Genomic DNA, 7,977 nt, shown 5'->3' with positions numbered 1-7,977 from the left:
ACGCCCAATCATCTCAATGCAGTAACCAAAGAGCAACTGGGATACTCGGCGGGGGAACTGATTCGAAATCGTGTTTTGTTAGAAGCAAAACGTTTATTGGTTATGAAAAATTTTTCGATAGCGGAAATTGCCTATGAGCTGAATTTTTCCGACGCATCATATTTTACAAAATTTTTCAAAAAGGCTGTCGGATGCACCCCTGAAGAATTTAAGAAAAATACAAATTTATATACAAAAGAAGCATGAATATGAATGATAATAAGTATGTGATAAGTGACGTCAAAGCCGCTTGGGAATGTAGATGTCCGCGTTGTAAAACTGGGAAAATGTTTGTTGGAGGAGTGTTCAGAATTAAAGGTCAGTCAATGCTTAAACGGTGTCCTCATTGTGATTTTAAATTTGAAATGGAACCAGGTTTTTTTTACGTGGCAATGTTCGTCAGCTATGCGTTGAGCGTCGCTCAGTTTATCGCAATTTGTATCGCAACTTATGTCTTGTCTGGCGGATCTGAATCCCCATGGTTATATTTGACATCCTGTGTATTTATTACGATTATCTTTTCAGGATTCAATTTTCGGTATTCTCGCGTTATTCAGATGTATTGGCTTGTGCCAAATTTAAAGTTTAATGAAAGATACTATGGTGATAATTATAAGAAAATAGAGGCCTAAAAGGCTATATATCCTCCGCACCTCTGTGAGGTATGAAAAAGTACAAATATATCTGACATAATGCCCGATACCCCCGTGATTTTCCGGGGGTATTATTTGAGCCATGTATTTTAAGCGATTGGATGCTCTTTTAGATATTTTTCCCAAGCCCAGGCAGAAGACATCATTTGATCTATGCCTAATTTTGCAGTCCATCCTAACTGTTGTGTGGATTTGGTAACGTCACCCCAAACCTTAATGATATCACCTTCACGACGTGGTCCGACAATATAGTTAAGTTTTTGTCCAGATGCTTTTTCAAAAGCTGCGATTGCCTCTAAGACAGAATAGCCATTTCCCGTTCCTATGTTGAATACATCATATTTTCCATTAGGATTGCCCTTTTCAAGCAATTTTATTGCCGCGACGTGCGCTTTTGCTAAATCGACCACGTGAATATAATCGCGCACACAAGAGCCGTCTGGCGTTTCGTAATCACCGCCGAAAACGGTTAATTTCTCGCGTTTTCCGATTGCCGTTTGCGTAATGAATGGAAGGAGGTTTTGTGGAACTCCTAAAGGTAACTCGCCGATCAAAGCTGACTCATGCGCTCCTACTGGGTTAAAATATCGTAACGCGATTATGCTGTAATTGTCGTAAGCGTTTGCGGATTCTTCTAATATTTCTTCTGCAATTTGTTTGGTATTACCATAAGGGGAAGTAGCTTTTTTTGTAGGAGCTGACTCAGTAACAGGCAGCTGATCAGGTTCGCCATATACAGTACAACTTGAGGAGAATACGAAATTTATCTTTTTTTCATTGTAAGCTTGTAATAAATTGATAAGCGAAAAGAAGTTATTGTGGTAATATTTTAAAGGCTTTTCGACCGATTCACCAACCGCTTTTGAAGCTGCAAAATGGATAATGCCTGTTATATCAGGATTGTTTTTTACGAAATTTGTAACCAATGTTTCGTCACAAAGGTCAAATTGGTGAAACTCAGGTTTTACTCCTATTATTTTCTCAATTTGATCTAGAATTTTCAAACTAGAGTTGGAAAGGTTATCTACGATAACCGGAGTGTAACCTGCATTGTGCAACTCGACTACAGTGTGGGAACCAATATATCCTGTTCCGCCAGTAACTAGAATTTTGCTCATCATTATTTTTGATTGAAATATGTAAAGTCCTTGTTTATTAATATCCCTTTTGGGAGTTCCTTATAGTATGCAATCGTTTTCTCTAAACCCTGTTTTCTTGAAATTTTTGGCTGCCACCCCAGGATACTGATAGCTTTGTTGATATCTGGTCGACGTTGTTTTGGGTCGTCGACAGGTAAATCTTTAAAGATTATTTCAGAATGACCTGACGAGAGTTGAATTATCTCTTTGGCAATTTCTCGAATACTCATTTCCTCAGGATTCCCAATGTTCATTGGTTGTACATAGTTCGAAAGAAGTAACTTAAAAATACCTTCAACTTGATCCGATACATAACAAAATGAACGAGTTTGCGTGCCGTCGCCGAATACAGTGAGTGGTTCTTTGTTGAGTGCTTGCGCAATGAATGTAGGTAAGGCTCTTCCGTCATTTAAGCGCATTCGTGGTCCATACGTGTTAAATATCCGTACGATCCTCGTCTCCAATCCGTGGAAATTGTGATATGCCATTGTCATCGCTTCTTGAAAGCGTTTCGCTTCATCGTAGACTCCGCGTGGACCTACAGGGTTAACGTTGCCCCAATATTCCTCGGATTGTGGTGATATCAAAGGGTCACCATAAACTTCGGATGTTGAAGCGACAAGAATTCTAGCATTTTTGCTTTTTGCAAGCCCAAGTAGATTGTGCGTGCCCAATGAACCGACTTTGAGAGTCTGAATAGGTATCTGTAAATAATCAACGGGGCTCGCAGGCGAGGCGAAGTGTAAAACATAGTCTAAATTTCCCGGTATATGAACGAATTTAGATACGTCATGGTGATAAAACTCGAAATTTGGGAGTTTAAATAGATGCTCTATATTTCGAAGATCCCCAGTTATTAAATTATCCATTCCTATCACAAAGAAACCTTCGGCAATAAAACGATCGCAAAGGTGTGATCCAAGAAATCCTGCTGCACCTGTAATAAGTATTCGCTTTTTATGTAGACTGTTCACTAATCTATAGAATGGATAAAGTTTAATATCTTTGACGAATATAAGGATATTTTTTCAACATGCATTTTCTCTACGACTTAGTAATAGGCTTTTATAGCTTGGGTTTGCGGATATTAGCCCTTTTTCACGCCAAGGCAAGGTTATGGGTTGACGGACGCAAAAATATCATGCGACAGATTGAACAAACGGTTGAAAAAGGGTGTAAACCCGTTTGGTTTCACTTTGCTTCTTTGGGAGAGTTTGAACAAGGACGTTCCATTATGGAGGCGATGAGGAAGCAGTACCCTACACAAAAAATTCTTGTAACTTTTTTTTCCCCCTCCGGATTCGAAATTCGAAAAAATACGAATCTTGCAGATTACGTGTTTTACCTGCCAGTCGATACGCGACGAAATGCTCGTCAATTTTTAACGATTATAGAACCTAAGTTCGCAATATTTACGAAATATGAGTATTGGTATCACTATTTTAAAGAACTTAAAAGAATGAATATTAAGTTGTTAATGGTTTCTACAATTTTTCGTGAAGAACAATTGTTCTTTAAATGGTATGGTTCCTTTTTTCGAAACATTCTCAAAAATGTCACGTTTTTCTTTACCCAAAATATGGATTCGGTACATTTACTTAAGGCAATACATATTACGAATGCGGGTTTAGCTGGCGATACGCGTTTTGATCGCGTAAGGGAATTATCAATGCAGCGGAAATCTATAAAAGAGGTCGAAGATTTTTTAAGGTTTACGCAGGATGTACTGGTTGCTGGAAGTACTTGGCAACCGGACGAACAGTTGCTTTCAGAACTTCTTAACAAGCATTTTTCCTTTAAGATGATATTAGCTCCGCATGAGATCCATGATCATCATCTTGAACAGATATTACGCCTTTTTCCCGAATCAATTTTCTTTTCTAAGTTTTCCTCCTATACCGAAACAGAAGTTAATGCGGCGCGAGTCTTAGTCGTAGATAACATTGGCATGCTGTCGACGTTATATCGATACGGTACTGTTGCATATATTGGTGGCGGTTTTGGTGTTGGGATTCACAACACTCTTGAAGCCGCAACTTATGGTATCCCCGTTATTTTTGGACCTAAATATGGGAAGTTTCAGGAAGCCATAGATCTTCTTGAAATTGGAGCAGGTTTTTGTGTTGACGGTTTTGTCAAGTTCGATCAAGTTCTTGTTTCATTATCTGATCAAAGACGACGGACAACGGCTGGAAATGAGGCTCGGAATTATGTGCGGGAAAAGGCAGGGGCGACGCCGATAATTATGAAGTATATCTCCACGGAGAGGCTGTTGGATTAATTAAGAAATCTTTTGATATTTAGGCGAACAATTCAATTTTTTTGATTGTAAGGCGAGTCTGACTTTAAAAATTTATATGACAGGTTCTAGCGTCCTCGTTTTTATAACGCTTATGATTGGCCCTGTTTCGGCAAGCACTTAAAAACTGACCGGTGTAGTCTTTCGGCGAAATCGGAAGAACGCTTTCTAATTATTACCTTAATGCTAATTCGTATTAGCTGATCGTAAAATCTGATCAAAAAGTTATACATTTCGTTCAAAATGCAGTTTGCTTGTGCAGGCGATTAACGTGATGTTGTTTTTAATTCTATTTTTGATGTTATAGTAATTCGATTTTGGCCTCTAGTTGATTTTGTTGCAAAGTAAAGTGATATTTTTACAGCGGAAATTGGATATCGAAATTTTGTAACAGCTGGTTTTTGAGCCAATTAACAAAACTCTAAATTTTATATATTATGAAAATAACGAACTTACTGGCTGCCTGTGTAACGGTTATCTCGACGGTCAGTCTTGTCTACGCACAACAGCCAAACTCGTTGCGTGCACCAGCCTATCCTTTAATTACGATCGACCCAAATGTAAGTGCATGGTCACCGGCAGATAAATTGTATGAAACTTCCGTGGCTCACTGGTCCAACAATAGAAATTTACCACTGTTAGGTGTGATCAAAATTGATAACGAAGTTTATCGTTTCATGGGCACAGAGGAAGTAGAATTGCTTACCGAGATTGCAAACGGGGAAGATAAAGCGTGGGATGGACAATATACAATCGAACAACCGAAGGGCGATTGGTTCGCAAAGGATTACAACCACAAAGATTGGAAAGCAGGAAAAGGTGGGTTCGGGACATTTGAAAATGAACCGCTTAGTAAAACTGATTGGCAGACGGATAGGATATGGGTTCGTCGGGAAATTGAGCTCCAACGGAGTCTGTCCGGGAAAGACGTATATCTTGAGTACGCCCATGATGACGATGCGATATTTTATGTCAACGGGATTCAAGTCGTATCTACAGGCAACTCTACAGGAAAAAATAAACGTGTTAAGCTGAACCAGGAAGTGGTTAATTCTTTAACAAAAGGTAGAAATATCCTCGCAGCGTATTGTCATAATGGAGGAGGTAACGCCTATTTGGATATGGGGCTCCTTGTCGAACGTAACAACCAACGATTTTTTCAAAAACAAGCTGAACAAATATCTGTCGACGTGCAACCAATGCAAACCAATTATGTATTTGCTTGTGGCGATGTACAATTGAAAGTGTCTTTTACGGCACCGCTTTTTTTAGATGATATGGATTTATTAGCGAGACCGATAAATTATTTGAGTTATGAGGTGAGCTCTCCTAAGTCCGCCTCTATAGAGCTGTATTTCGAGGCTGCGCCACATTGGGGACTAAATCTGCCGACGCAAGCTTCGAAGAGTGAAACCTATAGCGAAGGAGACCTCGTTTATGTTAAAACAGGCAGTCAGACGCAGAATATTCTTGGACGTAAAGGTGATCATGTCCGGAATGATTGGGGTTATTTTTATATGGCCGGAGAAAAAGGAGTTACGAGTGCTCAGGTTGGTAGTCCCACAGCGCTTCGTACAGCGTTTGCAACAGGTAAAAAAAGTAATGAAAATGGAGGTCAACTTGCTTTAATACAGAAGGGAAGCGTTAATGGTACCTTAAAAGGTAAAATTGCTATTGGTTATGATGACATCTATGCTATTCAATATTTTCAAGAGAATTTACGTCCGTATTGGAACCGAGACGGGAAGCAAGTAATTGAAGGTCAATTTGAGAAAGCATTTACTGAATTTGATGCAATCGAAAAGAGAGTCAATCAATTTGACAATGATTTTATGAAACAGTATAGTGCTTTTGGTGTAGAATATGCGGAGCTGTGCGCGTTGGCTTATCGCCAGGCTATCGCTGCGCATAAACTTGTAGAATCTCCAAAAGGCGAGCTCCTCTTACTATCTAAGGAGAATGATAGTAATGGTTCGATAGGAACGGTCGATATTACTTATCCGTCTGCGCCGTTGTTTTTATACTACAATCCTGAACTGGCCAAAGCATTGCTAAATTTTATTTTCGAATATTCAGAATCTGGGAAATGGACAAAGCCGTTTGCAGCTCACGATGTAGGAACTTATCCTGTGGCGAATGGACAGACCTACGGAGGGGATATGCCTGTAGAGGAAAGCGGTAATATGCTAATTTTAGCTTACGCATTAGCTCGTGCTGAAGGGAATTCTGATTATGCGGCTAGCCATTGGGATGTGCTAACTACTTGGGCAGACTATTTGGTGGAGAATGGACTAGATCCAGAAAATCAACTTTGTACTGACGATTTTGCGGGACATTTTGCTCATAATGCTAATCTTTCTGTGAAGGCAATCTTGGGAATAGCTTCTTATGGGTATTTGGCTAAGATGCAAGGTAAGGGAGAGATTGCCGAGCGTTATTTACATACAGCGAAAGAAATGGCAAAGCAATGGGAGTTGATGGCAAACGATGGAGATCATTACCGATTAACATTTGACAAGGCGGGAACGTGGAGCCAAAAGTATAACCTAATTTGGGATAAAATTCTTGGCATGAATATTTTCGATGAGCAAATTCGTAAAAAGGAAGTTGCTTATTATTTAACCCAGCAAAATCAATATGGTTTACCGTTGGACAATAGAGAGACCTATACCAAGTCTGATTGGATATTCTGGTCTGCAACTCTTGCTGATGATTTGAATACTTTTAACAAGTTTGTTAAACCAGTTCACGCTTTTATGAATGAAACTGTTGATCGAGTTCCTATGTCAGATTGGATCTATACTGACAAGCCTCAAAGGCGAGGGTTTAAGGCGCGAGCCGTCGTAGGCGGGTATTTCATAAAGATGCTCGAAAAGAAATACAGTGAAAACAAATAATTAAAAGAAAAAGGGCCGCGTCAACATGAGCGGCCCTCTTTATAAAAGTCATACCTGACTTTTGCGTTGAAAATTGGCAATTTAGTAATAAGTATAACGTTTCACGCCGGCGACGTGCTTGGCGAGCCGTAGAACTTGATGGGTATATCCGTATTCGTTATCATACCATACATAGAGGATTATATTTTCGCCATTATTCGATACGATTGTTGCTGACGCATCAATGACGGCGGCTGCACTAGCACCAATTATATCGGAAGAGACAAGTTCGGGGTTGGTCTCGAATTTTAATTGTTCCACTAATGCTCCTTTCATAGCTGCATTTTTCAAAATATCTAAAAGTTGCTCTTTATTACAAGGTGTTTTTAGTTCTAATTGTAATATAGCTAGCGAGCCATTGGGAACAGGCACGCGAATAGCGTTTGAGCTCAGTTTTCCTTGAAGTGATGGAATGACTTTAGCGACAGCCGTACCCGCCCCAGTTTCCGTGATGACCATATTTAGCGCGGCAGCGCGCCCTCGCCGAGATTTCTTATGCATATTGTCAACCAAATTTTGGTCATTGGTATACGCGTGGATGGTCTCGATATGACCTTTGACAATTCCCAATGTATCTTCTAATATTGATAATACCGGCGATATAGCATTGGTCGTACAGGAAGCTGCCGAACAAATCGTAGTCTCTAGTGGCTTCACTTCGAAGTCGTTTACGCCGTATACAATATTGGGAATTCCTTTTCCTGGGGCTGTTAATAAAACTTGGGACACACCCTTTGCTTTAAGGTGCTGTGATAATTCTATTTCATCTCTGAAAACGCCGGTGTTGTCAATAATTAAAGCCCCTTGTATACCATAGATACTATAATCGATTTCTTGAGGTTTATCTGCAGAGATAATATACACCCTATTCCCGTTAATAATTAATGAATTATTGGACGAGTCGACCTCTA

The 7,977-nt window shown here is 39.7% G+C and carries 7 protein-coding genes; 4 read left to right on the top strand and 3 right to left on the bottom strand.

Annotated elements, in window-relative coordinates; translation table 11 throughout:
* Together HP439_RS16350 and HP439_RS16345 are read left to right on the top strand one after the other, a co-directional pair.
* A partial coding sequence (locus tag HP439_RS16350; RefSeq protein ID WP_172391414.1) for a helix-turn-helix domain-containing protein occupies window positions 1-246 on the top strand: 246 nt, incomplete at its 5' end.
* Window positions 247-248: 2 nt separating this feature from the next.
* On the top strand, window positions 249-671 hold the full coding sequence (locus HP439_RS16345) for a DUF983 domain-containing protein (RefSeq protein WP_246229395.1): 423 nt from the start codon (window positions 249-251) through the stop codon (window positions 669-671).
* A gap of 110 nt (window positions 672-781) precedes the next feature.
* Here HP439_RS16345 and galE read toward each other — a convergent pair whose 3' ends face one another.
* Together galE and HP439_RS16335 are read right to left on the bottom strand one after the other, a co-directional pair.
* Entirely contained in the window at window positions 782-1,810 is a 1,029-nt protein-coding gene (gene galE, locus HP439_RS16340) for a UDP-glucose 4-epimerase GalE (RefSeq protein WP_172391415.1), read from the bottom strand.
* A 2-nt stretch (window positions 1,811-1,812) separates the two neighbouring features.
* The gene (locus HP439_RS16335) at window positions 1,813-2,805 is read right to left on the bottom strand and encodes a GDP-mannose 4,6-dehydratase (protein ID WP_172391412.1); all 993 of its coding nucleotides are present in this window, start codon (window positions 2,803-2,805) and stop codon (window positions 1,813-1,815) included.
* Window positions 2,806-2,864: 59 nt separating this feature from the next.
* On the opposite strand from HP439_RS16335, the gene HP439_RS16330 reads away from it, so the two are divergent.
* The gene (locus tag HP439_RS16330; protein WP_172391411.1) at window positions 2,865-4,112 is read left to right on the top strand and encodes a 3-deoxy-D-manno-octulosonic acid transferase; all 1,248 of its coding nucleotides are present in this window, start codon (window positions 2,865-2,867) and stop codon (window positions 4,110-4,112) included.
* A 455-nt stretch (window positions 4,113-4,567) separates the two neighbouring features.
* Window positions 4,568-7,027, top strand: a complete 2,460-nt coding sequence (locus HP439_RS16325) for a glutaminase family protein (RefSeq protein WP_172391410.1) — start codon at window positions 4,568-4,570, stop codon at window positions 7,025-7,027.
* 81 nt (window positions 7,028-7,108) lie between these two features.
* Here HP439_RS16325 and HP439_RS16320 read toward each other — a convergent pair.
* The coding region (locus HP439_RS16320; protein WP_172391409.1) for a glyceraldehyde-3-phosphate dehydrogenase at window positions 7,109-7,977 on the bottom strand (869 nt) is incomplete at its 5' end.

Origin of the sequence: Sphingobacterium shayense (genome assembly GCF_013179575.1) — a bacterium.
GTDB lineage: Bacteria > Bacteroidota > Bacteroidia > Sphingobacteriales > Sphingobacteriaceae > Sphingobacterium > Sphingobacterium shayense.
This window is presented reverse-complemented; position numbering and strand designations above follow the sequence as displayed.

Bases quoted from the DNA above. Each gene is read 5' to 3' on its own strand.
- HP439_RS16345 (WP_246229395.1), top strand. From the start codon at position 249: ATGAATGATAATAAGTATGTGATAAGTGACGTCAAAGCCGCTTGGGAA.
- galE (WP_172391415.1), bottom strand. From the start codon at position 1,810: ATGAGCAAAATTCTAGTTACTGGCGGAACAGGATATATTGGTTCCCAC.
- HP439_RS16330 (WP_172391411.1), top strand. From the start codon at position 2,865: ATGCATTTTCTCTACGACTTAGTAATAGGCTTTTATAGCTTGGGTTTG.
- HP439_RS16325 (WP_172391410.1), top strand. From the start codon at position 4,568: ATGAAAATAACGAACTTACTGGCTGCCTGTGTAACGGTTATCTCGACG.